The 13,996-nt window shown below is 67.8% G+C and carries 16 protein-coding genes; 9 read left to right on the plus strand and 7 right to left on the minus strand.

Annotated elements, in window-relative coordinates:
- Positions 1–121: 121 nt before the first annotated feature.
- Entirely contained in the window at positions 122–499 is a 378-nt protein-coding gene (locus tag G6N07_RS02675) for an STAS domain-containing protein (RefSeq protein ID WP_099050204.1), read from the plus strand.
- Positions 500–609: 110 nt separating this feature from the next.
- Here the strand turns inward: G6N07_RS02675 and G6N07_RS02680 are convergent, their stop codons facing one another.
- The 7 genes from G6N07_RS02680 to G6N07_RS02710 all read right to left on the minus strand — a co-directional run bounded on the left by G6N07_RS02680 (position 610) and on the right by G6N07_RS02710 (position 5,653).
- Positions 610–909 (minus strand): glutaredoxin family protein, encoded by a 300-nt coding sequence (locus G6N07_RS02680; protein ID WP_197913005.1) that lies wholly within the window; start codon positions 907–909, stop codon positions 610–612.
- Between the two features lie 16 nt (positions 910–925).
- Positions 926–1,648, minus strand: a complete 723-nt coding sequence (locus tag G6N07_RS02685; RefSeq protein WP_085190454.1) for a peroxiredoxin — start codon at positions 1,646–1,648, stop codon at positions 926–928.
- A 145-nt stretch (positions 1,649–1,793) separates the two neighbouring features.
- Positions 1,794–2,882 carry a glycosyltransferase family 4 protein gene (locus tag G6N07_RS02690; RefSeq protein WP_235849713.1) on the minus strand — a complete coding sequence of 363 codons (1,089 nt, stop codon included), beginning with the start codon at positions 2,880–2,882 and terminating at the stop codon, positions 1,794–1,796.
- Complete coding sequence (locus G6N07_RS02695; protein ID WP_085190344.1) at positions 2,879–3,151, minus strand: cold-shock protein; 273 nt, start codon at positions 3,149–3,151, stop codon at positions 2,879–2,881. Before G6N07_RS02695 ends, G6N07_RS02690 begins: the two co-directional genes overlap by 4 nt.
- Entirely contained in the window at positions 3,141–3,521 is a 381-nt protein-coding gene (locus G6N07_RS02700) for a hypothetical protein (protein WP_085190343.1), read from the minus strand. The genes G6N07_RS02695 and G6N07_RS02700 overlap by 11 nt, the downstream gene beginning before the upstream one ends.
- Positions 3,522–3,683: 162 nt before the next feature.
- On the minus strand, positions 3,684–5,021 hold the full coding sequence (locus tag G6N07_RS02705; RefSeq protein WP_085190450.1) for a PucR family transcriptional regulator: 1,338 nt from the start codon (positions 5,019–5,021) through the stop codon (positions 3,684–3,686).
- 407 nt (positions 5,022–5,428) lie between these two features.
- A complete protein-coding gene (locus G6N07_RS02710) occupies positions 5,429–5,653 on the minus strand; it encodes a DUF2905 domain-containing protein (RefSeq protein WP_085190341.1) in 225 nt (74 codons plus the stop codon).
- A gap of 161 nt (positions 5,654–5,814) precedes the next feature.
- Between G6N07_RS02710 and G6N07_RS02715 the strand changes: the two genes are divergently transcribed.
- From G6N07_RS02715 to clpB, 8 genes are all read left to right on the plus strand, one after another.
- Positions 5,815–6,537, plus strand: coding sequence for a GAF and ANTAR domain-containing protein (locus G6N07_RS02715; RefSeq protein WP_085190448.1), 723 nt, complete (start codon positions 5,815–5,817; stop codon positions 6,535–6,537).
- A 196-nt stretch (positions 6,538–6,733) separates the two neighbouring features.
- Positions 6,734–7,144 (plus strand): Hsp20/alpha crystallin family protein, encoded by a 411-nt coding sequence (locus G6N07_RS02720; RefSeq protein ID WP_085190339.1) that lies wholly within the window; start codon positions 6,734–6,736, stop codon positions 7,142–7,144.
- Between the two features lie 80 nt (positions 7,145–7,224).
- The gene (locus G6N07_RS02725) at positions 7,225–7,671 is read left to right on the plus strand and encodes a YflT domain-containing protein (RefSeq protein WP_179960015.1); all 447 of its coding nucleotides are present in this window, start codon (positions 7,225–7,227) and stop codon (positions 7,669–7,671) included.
- A 2-nt stretch (positions 7,672–7,673) separates the two neighbouring features.
- Positions 7,674–9,551 carry a molecular chaperone DnaK gene (gene dnaK, locus G6N07_RS02730; RefSeq protein WP_085190335.1) on the plus strand — a complete coding sequence of 626 codons (1,878 nt, stop codon included), beginning with the start codon at positions 7,674–7,676 and terminating at the stop codon, positions 9,549–9,551.
- Between the two features lie 3 nt (positions 9,552–9,554).
- Positions 9,555–10,124: a nucleotide exchange factor GrpE gene (locus G6N07_RS02735; RefSeq protein WP_085190333.1), complete on the plus strand. Its 570-nt coding sequence runs from the start codon at positions 9,555–9,557 to the stop codon at positions 10,122–10,124.
- 6 nt (positions 10,125–10,130) lie between these two features.
- The gene (locus G6N07_RS02740) at positions 10,131–11,048 is read left to right on the plus strand and encodes a DnaJ C-terminal domain-containing protein (RefSeq protein ID WP_085190331.1); all 918 of its coding nucleotides are present in this window, start codon (positions 10,131–10,133) and stop codon (positions 11,046–11,048) included.
- Entirely contained in the window at positions 11,045–11,377 is a 333-nt protein-coding gene (locus G6N07_RS02745) for a chaperone modulator CbpM (protein ID WP_085190329.1), read from the plus strand. The genes G6N07_RS02740 and G6N07_RS02745 overlap by 4 nt, the downstream gene beginning before the upstream one ends.
- Positions 11,359–13,983: an ATP-dependent chaperone ClpB gene (clpB, locus tag G6N07_RS02750; protein WP_085190327.1), complete on the plus strand. Its 2,625-nt coding sequence runs from the start codon at positions 11,359–11,361 to the stop codon at positions 13,981–13,983. Before G6N07_RS02745 ends, clpB begins: the two co-directional genes overlap by 19 nt.
- Positions 13,984–13,996 lie beyond the last annotated feature (13 nt).

The following is a 13,996-nucleotide window of genomic DNA, read 5'->3' on the forward strand; positions in this document are numbered from 1 at the left end:
GGCGGCACGGCGTGTCGGTGGGCTGTGCTGCCATACTGGATCCACTGTCAACTCACGCGGCGTCCCCAGCGCCGGAACCCGCGACGGCAGCGACATGACAAACGAGGTGACCCGAAGGCCGATGGACCCGGTCAGGTTGCAGGTGCAGCGTTTCCCCGGCAACGCCAGCGTGGTCCATGTCGGCGGCCCGTTGTTATCCGACACCACCGCGCCGATGCGGCATGTGCTCGACGCTGAACTGCTCCGCGGGCCGGAGTCGTTGGCAGTCAACCTCGCTGGAGTAACCGATATCGACAGTGCCGGAATCGACGCTCTCACAGCGGCGGCGACTCAGGCCGGGGAGAGTGATATCGGTTTCTGCCTCGTCGGTGCCCACCGGGGTCCTGTCGCGTCCGCGCTGAGTGCGGCCAGACTCACTGAGTTGTTCGAAATCGTGCCAACCCTTGATGACATCGCCACGCCGATTCCGCGCCCATGGCCTGATAGCCCGCTGTTGTGATGGTATGGCGCCGGTTGCCCGGCCGTGGGTGACCTCACCCCGTCAGGACGACGGGCCCGGGCTCGGCACGGACCGCGCCCGGGCGCTCGCCGTGGTGGTGTGGCTTCCGCTCATCGCTGCCCGCTGCGGCTCAGAGCCCATTGCAGTTCACCGATGGTCGGCTGTACGAGGACCTCGCCGCCGACGTAGACGACCGGGTTGTAGACGCGTCCGCCCGTCATCCACGCCAGCCGGGATCTCGCCTCGGGGTGCGCATCCAGATCCACGTATTCGTAAGGGATGCCGTTTCGGTCGAGGTAGCGCCGGACCATCTGGGTCAGTCCACACCAGCGCCTGCCGTAGACCACGACGGGCACCACCGGCGGCGCTGAGAGACGACCGTACGGGGACAGCGTGGAAAACATCGACATGGCCGGTGACCTCCTTTCACGCCGTCAGCCTGGGCGCCTTGTTCTGGGCTGCGGCGTCAACCGCATCGAGCAGCTCGTAGACGTCGGGAATGTGGTGCAGGTAGGGCGAGACGTGGCTGTAGCTGATCTGCCCCTGCGGGTCGATCACATACAGCGCCCGCTCGGAGAACCCGTCGTCGTCCCGCCAGACCTGGTAGCGGCGCGCCACTTCACCTTTGGGGTTGAAGTCCGACAGCAGCGGGATGGACAGCCCGCGCACCGCCGCCCACGCGCCGTGGCTGTAGATGCTGTCGACCGAGATGGCGAGCACCTGCGCGTCGCGGGAGGCGAACTCGTCGCTCTCTTGTTCGTAGAGGTCGAGTTGCTGGCTGCATCCGGGGCTCCAGTCCAGCGGATAGAACACCAGGACCACCGGGCGACCACGGAAGTCGCTCAGATTCACCATGTTTCCCGACGCATCCGGCAACGCGAAGTCCGGCGCCGGGGTGCCGACCGGCAGCGGTGAATTGAGCGCCTGCCCTTCCATCGCCGGTGCCGCCTGCCACAGGTCGGCGATGTCGCGGGTGGTCACACCGGCGGCCGGCGCGTGGTCGCGCTCGAGGCTGCGCCACACCTCCATGACGATGCCGTGCAGGACAGACAGTGCCTCCTTCTGGGCCCCCTCGGGAATCTCGGACGCCAACTGGACGAACTGCTGCTCAAGATCGTGTAACGCGCGGGGAAACTCTTTGCCGCCCATGCTCATCACTCCTTGCGAAGCCAGCTATGACGAACTGATTCGACCTAGCACTCCCGCGTCGAGAGTGCCAACGGCGTACATTACGACGACTGCGCGCGTCCGCCGATTCCCTGCCATGGTCGTGATGTACGTCACAAACGGATGATCATGCTGACCGGCTCGCTCCCAGCCGCCATTGCGCGTCGAGCACGCGGAGATAGATCTCTTCGTAACGCAACGCCAGTTTCTCGGCGGTGAAGTGGTCTTTGACATGTCGTCGACACGCCGCTGGGTCGAGCAGGTGCGTCCGTTGGATCGCGCCGGCGAGCGCGCCCGGGTCGTCGCAAATGAAGCCCGTCACGCCGTCGGCGACGATCTCGGGGACGGCGCCACACCGTAAAGCGACCACGGGGGTACCACACGCCATGGCCTCGATCATCACCATGCCGAACGGCTCCTCCCATTGCGAAGGGAACACCAGGCATCGGGCACGTGCCAGCAGGCTGCGCTTGGCCCGTGCGTCGGCCTGTCCGAACAGGGAGTCGTTGTCGCTCAGCTGCGGTTGCACCGACGTGGTGAAGTAGGACTTCTCCGCAGGCTCGGAGCACTTGCCCGCCAGCACGAGCGGGATGCCGGCGTCGTGGGCCGCCCGCAACGCTAGGTGCGGCGCCTTCTCGGGAGCGAAGCGCCCGAGGAACAGTGCGTAGTCATCCTTGCTCTCCTGAAACGGCCAGTCGTCGAGTCGAATCGCGTTGTGCACCATTCCGACCCAGTTGAGGCCCGGTGCGAGGACGCGCTGGCGCTCGCTGATGGCCACCAACTTCACGTCGTCGCCCAGGTCACGGTAATACCCGTGCAGGTCGGCATGGACCGGCCCGTGCACCGTGACCACGGTCGGCAGGCCAAGCCCACGGTAGATCGGAGCATTGAGGGCGCCCGAGAGGGTGTGGTCATGCACGATGTCCACGGCGCCCTCAGCGGCCAGGCGCTCCACAGCGCGACGGACCTTCGCCGCGTGGGCGGCCTCCGGCATGGGGTTGCCGAGCAACTCGGGAATCGCCCGGTCCCACACCGGCAGGAACTGCGCCGAGGTCCCATGCTGCCCTGCGCCTATCAGCGTGACGTCGTGGCCACGGTCGATCAGCCCGTCAACCAGATCGGCCATGACCGCTTCCACACCGCCGTAGGCGCGAGGCGGCACGGCGAAGTACGGTGGTGCAACGACGACCACCCGCAATCGCCGCACGGCACTCACTGTGATTCCCCGCTCCCCGAGGTGGGCGCCGCCGACTCGACCTCGCCGGTGTCGGGCAGCGGTCGCACCGCGGTGGCCTCCGGGCCGCTGCGCCCGTCGCGACAGGTGTAGGTCACCAGCTGCCCGGCCCAGACCCGCCGCAGGCCAGGCATCTGAATGCTGCTGTAGTCGAGGAACACCTCGGCGCGCCCGTCGTCAGGCTCGATGAAGCCGTAGCCCTTCTCCATGTTGAACCAGCTGACCCGGCCCGATTGCCAGCTAGTAGGCATGGGAATGCCGGGAGGGTGACGCACCGTCAGCTAGTGCAGTGAGCCGCACAGGATCGCGACGGCGTTCCGGGTCGGCGCACCCGTGAGGCCGGCCGCGCCAGCTGGCGTCCAGCAACGGACCCCACGTCTCGCGCACGATCCGCACCGCGGTAGCGTCCACATCCTTGCCGGGATGGCCTTGCGCGACGGCGACGAGCGCGTCGGCCAGGCTCAGCGGAGCGACATTGTGTCCTTTGGCCGTCTGCACCAGAGACACGAACGCCTGGTCCAGAGTGCCCCCACACAGGGCGACGATCACGCCCTCAGCGCAGTCGAGTATCCGCGCGCCGGCTCGGCGCGGATCGTTGTGGGGTGCGCCTCGAATCGCCATGGGTCTCCTCGGGTCAAATCAAACTGCCGTGTGCGCCACGGCTTGGCAAGATGTCACCAGTTTGGCTCTCGCGTTGCTTGGTCGCGTCCTCCCGGAAGGGCCAAAAGTGAAGCCGGGCCTCGTCCTGTCGGGTGAAACCTCCACGCGGCGTCGCCGCCCGGTCTACTGGCGGGGTGGGCTTTGAGGCGCGCCGGTGGCCAGTGCACCCGTGGCCGGGGATGGCTCAGTGGCGCCGGCGGCCTCCAGGAAGCGCCATGCCCGGGTGGCGGCTTGCAGATTGAATCGGGTGTCGACGTCGTGCAGGTCGTATCCGGTGAGCTCGGCGATACGGGTGAGGCGGTAGCGCAACGTGCTGCGATGGATATGTAGCACCGCTGCGGTGTCGTCGTAGTTGCCGCCGCACTCCAGGTAGTGGCTCAGGCTCTGCACGAGGGTGGATTTCTTGTTCTCGTCGTACTGCAGCAGAACGCCCAGCCACTCCGCCACGTAGTCCTCGACGGCCCCGGCGCCGTGGGCGGCGTCGATGAGTCGGTAGAACCCGAGTTCGTCGTAGCCCGATGCGCCGGCCGGTTCTGGGCAGCGCAGCCGAATGTTGAGCATGCGTCGTGCCCTGGCGAACGACTCGGGAAGCCCGGCAGGCGTCACCGATGCCGACCCGATCCCGATGACGGCTGCGGAACTGTCGAGGCGTTCGCTGATGGCTCTGTGCAGGCACTCGGATTGCGGCCGCCCGTCGACGATCAGCACCACCGCGCCTTCGGTGCTGCCGTGCAGGCACTTCAGCCGCAGATCCGAAGCGGCCTGCAAGGCGGCGGCGGTCAACGCGCGCTCGGAGGCGTGGGGGTGCTGCACGAGTAGCACGTAGTGGGTGCCCCGCAGGTCATGGCCGAGCGCCGCGGCCCGCGCGTAGGCGGCCGATTCCTCCGCCCCGGCAAGCAGGTCGTCGACGAGCTCGCGGCGCAGTCTCTGCTCGGTCTCGACGAGGTCGAGCCGATGGCGCAGTTCGATACCGAGAATGGTGGCGGCGTAGTCCAGGGCCCAGATCGCGTCGTCGCCGGCCTGCCGGGCCGGGTCGACGAGCGACAACACCCCCAGGATGCGGCCGCGCGACCTCATCAGATTCGCCACTCGGTCCTTGACCCGCAGCGCTCCGCTGTGGGTCCCGAGCAGGTGAAGCAACTGTTCCTGCCGGCTCGGATCCGGCGCCGGATACGGTTGCGGCCGTCCGGGGCCCGCCCACGCGCGCAGATGCCCGAAGCTGTCCTCGGCGCAGACCGCAAGTCCGGTCGCCTGGTGGAGGGCCTCGGCAATGCCTTGCTCGTCCCCGCCTGCGGCGAGGGCCTGAGCCAGCGCATGTTGCATGGCTGTGCGGGCCTGCAGGCGGTCCACGACGTCCTGCAGCCGGGCATTGGTTTGTTCCAGCCGCTCGAAGACGGCGGGTTCGGCAGGGCGAGGTTCCTGTTGGGCCACGCTGGTGGCTGGGTGTGTTTCAGTTCTCATGGGCAACCCATCGGCGAAGGCGGCCGGGGCCAGCACCGGAGGATTCACCGGCCGAATCTTCGGATCGGCCGATTGTTGTCCTGCTGGCTGCCTGCCGCGGGGTGACTGGTCGGAAGGTGATCACCGGCAGTTGCCCTGCGGTCAGACGGTGCACGATCGCGCTTCGGGGTGCTTTGCAGCGCGCACCCTGGACAGCCCGGACGCGTCGCTGAGCGGCGGACCTAGCTTGGCCGACAACCCGGCGTGGCGCCGGTTAAGGGCTGGCCCACAACCCGGTAAAGGGCTGCGCCACAACCTCGTCGACCGTACGGTCGTTCCGCTGATGCGGCTCCATGTTCAACCGCTGGACAGGGTCGACAACATTATGCACGTCCGTCCGGATGCTGCGCCACCTGTCTGTTCGCTGCTCAGCGGCGAAACAGCGACAGCACCACCCACAGCAGCACGTTGAGCACCAGCGAAACGACCAGCATGGACGTGACGGGGATGTAGATCCGCGCGTCACCGCTACGGATCCGGAGATCGCCGGGCAAGTTGCCCAGCCACGACAGCGTCCCCGTCCACGCGAGCACCCCGAATGCCAGCAACAGCAACCCACCACCCACCAGCCACGGCCCCCACTCCCTGGACACCAGATCCGCTCCTTTCGCATCTTCGACCGGTGACTTCCATTCTCCGGTGGCCCGAGGCTCTCCGGTGGCCCGAGGCTCGCCGGTGGCCCGAGGCGCGGCGGCAGCTCCACGGCGGTACTTCTCGGGGCAGGTTTACCCGCGGGGAGGGCAGATTTAGGAGTATGAGCGTGCCGGCTCATCGGGACTTGGCCAGGCGGATGGCCGAACTGGCCCGGGAGGTGGCTGCGCCGACCAAGATCGACGTCGTGCTCAAACGGGTCACCGCGACGGTGATGGAGCTCATTTCCGGCGCTGATGCGGCGGGCGTGCTGTTGATCAAAGGCGGAAAGTTCGAGTCACACGCCATCACCTCCGAGTTGCCCCACCAACTCGACGTGTTGCAGGAGCAGCTTCAAGAGGGGCCGTGCTTCGAGGCGGCGGTCAATGAGCCGGTGGTGCGCACTGATGACTTCCGGACGGAAACCCGGTGGCCCCGGTACAGCAAGGCTGTCGCGGACATGGGCGTGCACAGCGGGTTGGCATTCAAGCTCTACACCACTTCCAAGACTGCCGGCGCATTGGACGTGTTCTCTTATCGGCCGCATGCTTTCGACGCCGAGGACGAGGCTGTCGGCTCGGTGCTGGCGGCGCATGCTGCCGCTGCGATCGTGGCCAGCCGCCGGGAAAAGGATCTGCAGGCTGCGATCATCTCCCGAGACGTCATCGGTCAGGCGAAGGGCATCATCATGGAGCGCTTCCACATCGACGCGGATAGCGCTTTCGAACCGCTACGTCAGCTGTCGCAAAGCACTCAGATCCGACTGGTAGAGATCGCCCGGCGCATCGTGGACAGCAGCCAAGACAACACTAGCGAAGACAACAGCAGCCAGGGAAAGGGCCAGTAGCCGACTTGTGCTCTCAGGACGAGCGGCGACGGAGTTTTTCGCCCCCTCAGAGGCACGCGCTGCGGTAGCCGCCCACGCCAGACTGGGTACACGGGGTCGGCACGGCGCGGCTGCGCTGGTGGATTCCCTTGTCAGAGAATGCGTTGTCACAGAATGCGTTGTAGCAGAATGGAAATGTCACTTCACAGGAGGGGCCGTGACTCTTATGCTCGATCCGTTTCAGGACTTCAACCGTGTCACCCAACGGGTGGGCACGGCGACACGTCCGGCGGTGGTTCCGATGGACGCCTGGCGCGAAGAGGACCGCTACGTCGTCGAGTTCGACGTGCCCGGGATCAAACCGGAGTCGCTGGATCTCGACATCGACCACGACGTGCTCACCCTGCGCGCCGAGCGCACCGACGACGACTCGGGTAAGCAGTGGCTGACCACCGAACGCCCGCACGGCGTGTTCAGCCGCCAGCTGATGCTGGGCAAGAACCTCGACACCACCAAGATCGAAGCCACCTACACCGACGGGGTGCTGCGCCTGGTGATCCCGCTGGCCGATCAGGCCAAACCGCACCGGGTGCAGGTCCGCGCCGGCAAGCAGGCCGTCAACGCCTAGCAGGAGGGAGTCCGGCAATGGTTGACGATTCGGTCCGATCCACCGTGGAGGCCTCCGGCGTGCGTGCCGGCGCCAGACAGGTGATCGCCACGTTCGACACCTACGCCGCTGCCGAGCAAGCAGTCGATCGGCTCTCCGATCGCCGGTTCGAAGTGGACCGGGTGGCCATCGTGGGCCGGGACCTGCAGTTGGTCGAACAGGTTCTGGGGCGGATGAACTACGGCTGGGCCGCGCTGCGGGGTGCGGTGCCCGGCGCGCTGGTGGGTGCGCTGATCGGCTGGGTTTTCGGCGTTCTGTCCTGGGTCGAGCCGCTGGTCGCCGGGCTGCTGTTGGGCTTTTACGGACTGATTTTCGGGGCACTCGTGGGGGCGCTGGTCGGGCTGGTGGAGCACGCCATGCAGCGCGGCCGCCGCGATTTCCACGCCGTGAGTGGCCTGGTTCCCCGGTACTACGACGTGATGGCCGACGTGGAGGTCGCCGACCAGGCCGCACGGTTACTCGACGATGAACAACGGAACGGGAGTTGACGATGGCAACAGCAGTGGGTATCGACCTGGGCACCACCAACTCGGTGATCGCCGCCTGGCAGGGCGGTGAGCCGGTGGTGATCGCCAACGCCGAGGGTGCGCGGACCACCCCGTCGGTGGTGGCGTTCACCGAGAGTGGCGAACGGTTGGTGGGTCAGTTGGCCCGCCGCCAAGCGATCATGAATCCCAAAGGCACCATCTACTCGGCGAAACGGTTCATCGGCCGCCGCTTGAACGAGATCTCCGAGGAGGCCAAGGCGGTCAGCTTCGACGTCGTCGCCGACGAGAACGGCGCGGCCCGCTTCGAGGTGCGCGGCAAGAAATACGCGCCGGAGGAGATCAGCGCGCAGGTGCTGCGCAAGCTCGTCGACGACGCCGGCAAGTTCCTCGGCGAGCGGGTCAAGGAAGCCGTCATCACCGTTCCGGCGTACTTCAACGACGCCCAGCGCAACGCCACCAAGGACGCCGGGCGCATCGCCGGGCTCGACGTGCTGCGCATCATCAACGAGCCCACCGCCGCCGCGCTGGCCTACGGCCTGGACAAGAAGACCCACGAAACCGTGCTGGTCTTCGATCTGGGCGGGGGGACCTTCGACGTGAGCCTGCTCGACGTCGGCGACGGTGTGGTGGAAGTGCGGTCCACCGCCGGCGATTCGCACCTCGGCGGCGACGACTTCGACCGTCGCATCGTCGACTACCTGGCCGACGATTTCCAGCGCGAGCAGAACATCGATCTGCGTAAGGATCCGCAGGCGCTGCAGCGGCTGTTCGAGGCGGCCGAGAAAGCCAAGGTCGAGCTGTCCTCGGTGACGCAGACCCAGATCAACCTGCCGTTCATCACCGCCGACGCCGGCGGTCCCAAGCACCTGACGACCACGATCATGCGCTCGAAGTTCGAAGACCTCACCGCCGACTTGGTCGAACGCTGCATGGGCCCGGTCAAGCAGGCCATGGGGGACGCGAAGGTGACCGCCAACGACATCGACGAGGTCATCCTGGTCGGCGGCTCCACCCGGATCCCGGCGGTGCAGGCCCTGGTGCGCCGGCTCACCGGCGGCAAGGACCCCAACATGAGCGTCAACCCCGACGAGGTGGTCGCCCTCGGCGCGGCCGTGCAGGCCGGGGTCCTCAAAGGTGAGGTCTCCGACGTCCTGCTGCTCGACGTCACGCCGCTGTCGCTGGGGGTGGAGACCCGCGGCGGTGTGATGACCAGGATCATCGAGCGCAACACCACCATCCCGGCTCGCCGCAGCGAGGTGTTCACCACCGCCGAAGACAACCAGCCCTCGGTGGAGGTGGTGGTGCTGCAGGGTGAGCGTGAACTGGCCCGCGACAACCGGGTATTGGGGCGGTTCAGCCTGCAGAACATCCGGCCTGCCCCGCGGGGTGAACCGCAGGTCGAGGTGACCTTCGACATCGACGCCAATGGCATCCTCAACGTCACCGCGCGGGACAAGGACACCGGCTCGGAGCAGACCATCACCATCAGCGGCCAGTCCAACCTCGACCAAGGCGAGGTGGAGCGCATGGTGGCCGAGGCCGAAACGCACCGCCGCGAGGACGAGCAGCTGCGCAGGGTCGTCGAGGCGCGCAACGAACTCGACTCGGTGGCCTACCAGGTGGAGCGGCGGCTGAACGAGCTGGGCGACGGGGCGCCGCCGCACGAGCGGGCCCGCGCCGAGATGCTGATCGCCGACGCGCGCCAAGCGGTCAAAGAGGACGCACCGATGGAGCGGGTGCAGTCGCTGACCTCTGAACTGCAGCAGGTGCTCTACGGGCTGGCGCCCGCACCGGGCGGCGCCGGCAACGGCCAGCCCGGCGGCCAGCCGGCCGGCGCCGGCGGTGAGGACGTCATCGACGCCGAGTTCGACCGGAGTTAGGCCATGAGCAGTCCGGCAGAACCGCAGTCGCCGACCGCTGACCGGCCGGCCGGCGACGCTGCCCTTAATGACGCCGCCCTCGACGAAGCCGGCGAGCCGCAAGCCGCCGAGCCGCAAGAAGGTGCGCAGGAGTCGCAGTGGGCAGCTGAAAGGGCCAAGCTGGAGGACCGTTGGCGGCGGGCGCTGGCTGACTTGGACAACCTGCGTAAGCGGTATGCGCGTGAGCTGGAACGCGAACGCGACTCCGAACGGTCCAAGGTGGCCGGCGCCTGGCTGCCCGTCGTCGACGACCTGGAGCGCGCCATCGCCCATGCGGGTGACCAGAGCGAGGCCGTCGTGGCCGGCGTGCGGGCCATCCTCGACCAGGCCGTGCAGGTGCTGGAGCGGTTGGGCTACGCACGCGACACCGAAGCCGGTATCCCGTTCGATCCGCAACGCCACGAGGTGGTCGGCGTGGTGGAGCGCAGCGACAGCGCGCCCGGCACGGTGCTCGAGGTGGTGCGGCCCGGGTACGGGCAGGGCGCGCGACAGCTTCGGCCGGCGTCCGTGGTGGTCAGCCGTGGCAGGGAGTGAGCCGCGGTGGCACGTGACTTCTACGACGTCCTGGGAATTCCGCGGGACGCGACCACCGAGCAGGTTCAGCAGGCCTACCGCAAGCTGGCCCGCAAGTACCACCCGGATGTGAACAAGGATCCCGGCGCCGAGGACCGGTTCAAGGAGGTCAACGAGGCCTACCACGTCCTCTCGGACCCCGAGACCCGCAAACGTTACGACCGCTTCGGTGAGGACTTCCGGCACATACCCGAGGATTACGACGAGCGGGCGGGTGCTGCGGCGGGCGGTTTCGGCGGGTTCGGCGGACCCACCGGCACCCGCATCCGCTACGGGCCGGGCGGCGGCGACGGCGGCGGGATCAACTTCGACGATCTGTTCGGCGACTTCTTCGGCGGCGCAGGCGGGTTCGGGCCGATTCCGGGCGCGGACCAGCAGGCTGAGCTGGAGCTGACCGTCGAGGACGCCTACCGAGGCGGGAAACGGCAGATCAACGTCGGCGGCCGTAGCTACACGGTCAACATCCCGGCCGGTGTCACCGACGGGCAACGCATCCGGCTCGCCGGGCAGGGCGGCAAGGGCAGCGGCGACGCGCCGCGCGGCGACCTGTACCTGGTGGTGCGCGTCAAGCCGGACCCCCGGTTTCGGCTCGACGGGCGCGACATCACCGTCGACCTTCCGGTCACGCCGTGGGAAGCGGTGCTGGGCGCCACCGTCGCGGTCCGGACGCCGGGCGGGGAGGCGAAAGTGAAGGTGCCGCCCGGCTCGTCGACGGGGCGGCGGCTGCGGCTGCGCGGCGAGGGAATGCCCAACCGCCGCGGCACCCCCGGCGACCTCTATGCGGAGATCAAGGTGATGGTGCCGCCCAAACCCACTGCCCGAGAACGCCAGCTGTTCGAACAATTGGCGGCCGAGTCCACCTTCGACCCGAGGACCACGACGTGAACCCATCGGCTGCGACCCCCCGCTCGGCCCTGGCCCGACGCCACGAGCTGCGCCTGGACACCTTCGCCACCCGCAGCGGCCTGCACCCCGACACGGTGCGGCGTTTCGTGGCGCTCGGGCTGATCCCGTGCCAACCGGATGCTCACGGGGACCTGTGGTTCGCCCCGTCAGCGCTGCTCACCGTCGCCCGCATCCAGCGCCTGCGGGCCGGCCTGGGACTGAACTACGCCGCGATCGGGCTGGTGCTCGATCTGCTGGACCGCATTGACGAACTGGAAGCCGCCGCCTACGGCACAAGGAGGACACCGCGATGGACGCAAGCGATCTGACCCAGAAATCCCAGGAGGCCCTGCAGGACGCGCAGAGCATCGCCACCCGGCTGCGCCATACCGAGGTCGACGGTGAGCACCTGCTGCTCGCGTTGATCGAGCAGCCCGACGGTCTGGTGCCGCGGTTACTGAGCCAGGCCGGCGCCGACGTGGACGCGTTGCGCGCCGACCTGCACACCGAACTGGACCGCCGGCCGAAGGTGAGCGGCCCCGGCGCCGCGCCGGGCCAGGTGATGGTCACCGCCCGATTGGCCGGTCTGCTGGACGCCGCTTCCCGGGAAGCGCAGCGGCTCAAGGATTCCTACGTCTCGGTCGAGCACCTGGTGATGGCGTTGGCCGACGAGGGGTCCAGCAGCGCCGCCGGACGTGTCCTTGCCCGCCACGGCGTCACCAAGGACTCCTTCCTCGCCGCGCTGACCAAGGTGCGGGGTAATCAGCGGGTCACCTCGGCCACCCCGGAAGCCGCCTACGAGGCGCTGGAGAAGTACGGGCGCGACCTGGTCGCCGAGGGCCGGGCCGGCAAGCTGGATCCGGTGATCGGGCGCGACGCCGAGATCCGGCGGGTGATCCAGATCCTGAGTCGCAAAACCAAGAACAATCCGGTGCTCATCGGCGATCCCGGTGTCGGCAAGACCGCGATCGTCGAGGGCCTGGCCCAACGAATCGTGCGGGGCGACGTGCCCGAAGGCCTGCGCGACAAGACGATCTTCTCGCTCGACATGGGGTCACTCGTCGCCGGCGCCAAGTACCGCGGCGAGTTCGAGGAGCGGCTGCAGGCCGTGCTGTCGGAGGTGAAGGCCGGCGAGGGCCGGATCCTGTTGTTCGTCGACGAGCTGCACACCGTGGTCGGCGCCGGCGCGGCCGAAGGCTCCCTCGATGCCGGCAACATGCTCAAACCCATGCTGGCGCGCGGTGAGCTGCACATGATCGGCGCCACCACACTCGACGAGTACCGCAAACACATCGAGAACGACGCCGCGCTGGAACGCCGATTCCAGACCGTGCTGGTCGACGAACCCGACGTGGAGGACACCATCTCGATCCTGCGCGGGCTGCGTGAACGTCTCGAGGTCTTTCACGGCGTGAAGGTCCAGGACGGGGCGCTGGTGGCCGCGGCGAGCCTGTCGCACCGCTACATCACCGACCGGTTCCTGCCCGACAAGGCGATCGACCTGGTGGACGAGGCGTGTGCCCGCCTGCGCACCGAAATCGACTCGATGCCGGCGGAACTCGACGAGATCACCCGCCGCGTCACCCGCCTGGAGATCGAAGAAGCGGCGCTGGCCAAGGAGACCGACGCGGCCAGCAAGTCGCGCCTGGACGAACTGCGCAAGGAGCTCGCCGACCTGCGGGCGGACGCCGATGCCCGCCACGCGCAGTGGGAGGCCGAACGCCAAGCCATCCGGCGTGTGCAGGAGCTGCGCGGACAACTCGAACAGCTGCGCCACCAGGCCGAAGAGGCCGAACGCAACTACGACCTCAACCGTGCCGCCGAGCTGCGCTACGGCCAGATCACCGAGTTGGAACGCAAACTGCAGGCGGCCGAAGAGCAACTGAAGTCCAAGCAGGGCAAGCTCCCGTTGCTGCGGGAAGTCGTCACCGAAGATGAGATCGCCGAGATCGTCGCCGCGTGGACCGGTATCCCGGTGGCCAGGCTGCAGGAAGGCGAACGCGAGAAGCTGCTGCGGCTCGACGAGATCCTGCATGAGCGGGTGGTGGGTCAAGACGAGGCGGTGCAACTGGTCGCCGACGCCGTCATCCGGGCCCGCTCCGGCATCCGCGACCCCCGCCGGCCGATCGGCTCGTTCATCTTCCTGGGGCCGACCGGCGTCGGAAAGACCGAACTGGCGAAGACGTTGGCGGCCGCGCTGTTCGACAGCGAAGACAACATGGTGCGCCTGGACATGAGCGAGTATCAGGAGCGGCACACGGTCAGCCGGTTGGTCGGCGCACCACCGGGATACGTCGGTTACGAGGAGGGCGGTCAGCTCACCGAGGCGGTACGCCGCAAGCCCTATTCGGTGGTGCTGCTGGACGAGATCGAGAAAGCCCATGCCGATGTCTTCAACACCCTGCTGCAGGTGCTCGACGACGGGCGGCTGACCGACGCGCAGGGCCGCCAGGTGGATTTCCGCAACACGGTGGTCATCATGACCTCCAACATCGGCTCGCATTATCTGTTCGACGGGGTGACCCCGGACGGGGAGATCAAGCCCGACGTCCGGGAGCGGGTGCTGGCCGAACTGCGCGGGCACTTCCGGCCCGAGTTCCTCAACCGGATCGACGACATCGTGTTGTTCACCCCGCTGTCGATGCCGCAGATCGAACGGATCGTGGAGCTGCAACTCGGGGAGCTGCAGTCGCGGCTGGCCGAGCGGCAGATCGACTTCGACATCACCGCCGAGGCTCGTCGGCTGATCGGGGAGCACGGCTACGACCCGGTGTACGGTGCGCGACCGCTGCGCCGCTACATCGCGCACGAAGTCGAAACCAGAATCGGACGGGCCTTGCTGCGCGGCGACATCGCCGCCGGCGGGCGGATCCAGGTCACCGTCGAGAACGGCGAGCTGGCAGTCAGCTATTCGGCCCCGGCATTCGCGGCCTGACCCATGTCACTCC

The sequence above is a fragment of the Mycolicibacterium doricum genome (assembly GCF_010728155.1).
GTDB lineage: Bacteria > Actinomycetota > Actinomycetes > Mycobacteriales > Mycobacteriaceae > Mycobacterium > Mycobacterium doricum.

What these genes read in the sequence shown, in the direction of transcription:
- clpB (WP_085190327.1), top strand. Translation starts at nt 11,359, where the DNA reads ATGGACGCAAGCGATCTGACCCAGAAATCCCAGGAGGCCCTGCAGGAC.
- G6N07_RS02715 (WP_085190448.1), top strand. Translation starts at nt 5,815, where the DNA reads ATGAGCGTGCCGGCTCATCGGGACTTGGCCAGGCGGATGGCCGAACTG.
- G6N07_RS02695 (WP_085190344.1), bottom strand. Translation starts at nt 3,151, where the DNA reads ATGCCTACTAGCTGGCAATCGGGCCGGGTCAGCTGGTTCAACATGGAG.
- G6N07_RS02700 (WP_085190343.1), bottom strand. Translation starts at nt 3,521, where the DNA reads ATGGCGATTCGAGGCGCACCCCACAACGATCCGCGCCGAGCCGGCGCG.
- G6N07_RS02685 (WP_085190454.1), bottom strand. Translation starts at nt 1,648, where the DNA reads ATGGGCGGCAAAGAGTTTCCCCGCGCGTTACACGATCTTGAGCAGCAG.
- G6N07_RS02705 (WP_085190450.1), bottom strand. Translation starts at nt 5,021, where the DNA reads ATGAGAACTGAAACACACCCAGCCACCAGCGTGGCCCAACAGGAACCT.
- G6N07_RS02735 (WP_085190333.1), top strand. Translation starts at nt 9,555, where the DNA reads ATGAGCAGTCCGGCAGAACCGCAGTCGCCGACCGCTGACCGGCCGGCC.
- G6N07_RS02680 (WP_197913005.1), bottom strand. Translation starts at nt 909, where the DNA reads ATGTCGATGTTTTCCACGCTGTCCCCGTACGGTCGTCTCTCAGCGCCG.
- G6N07_RS02675 (WP_099050204.1), top strand. Translation starts at nt 122, where the DNA reads ATGGACCCGGTCAGGTTGCAGGTGCAGCGTTTCCCCGGCAACGCCAGC.
- dnaK (WP_085190335.1), top strand. Translation starts at nt 7,674, where the DNA reads ATGGCAACAGCAGTGGGTATCGACCTGGGCACCACCAACTCGGTGATC.